The 315-nt window shown below is 69.5% G+C and carries 1 protein-coding gene; it reads left to right on the forward strand.

Features of this window, described 5'->3' with window-relative positions; all coding sequences use genetic code 11:
- Positions 1-315 (forward strand): nucleotide-binding domain containing protein (locus tag EN874_RS32915; protein WP_281061468.1); only part of this gene is annotated, 315 nt, incomplete at both ends.

Raw genomic sequence — 315 nt, forward strand, 5'->3', positions numbered from 1 at the left:
GCGATGGGCGACGGTTTCGACGGCGTCGAGGTCGATCCAGTCGAGCTGGTCTCGGAGGAATCCGACAAAGCAATCGCGCGCGCGGCGGCAGCCGGCAAGGCCAGCCTGCAGGCAGGGCGTAGCGTCGTCCTTTACACCGCACTTGGTCCGGCCGCCGACCGCGGCGCCGAGATCGACCGCCAGGAAGGCGCCCGCCACAAGCTCGGCCGCGGCCTCGGCGAACTGCTTCGCGCATTGGCCGTCGCGCAAAAGTTGAAGCGCGTGATCATCGCCGGCGGCGACACGTCCAGCCAAGCGCTTGGCCACATCGCCGTC

The organism is Mesorhizobium sp. M1D.F.Ca.ET.231.01.1.1 (assembly GCF_003999155.2).
Taxonomy (GTDB): Bacteria; Pseudomonadota; Alphaproteobacteria; order Rhizobiales; family Rhizobiaceae; genus Mesorhizobium.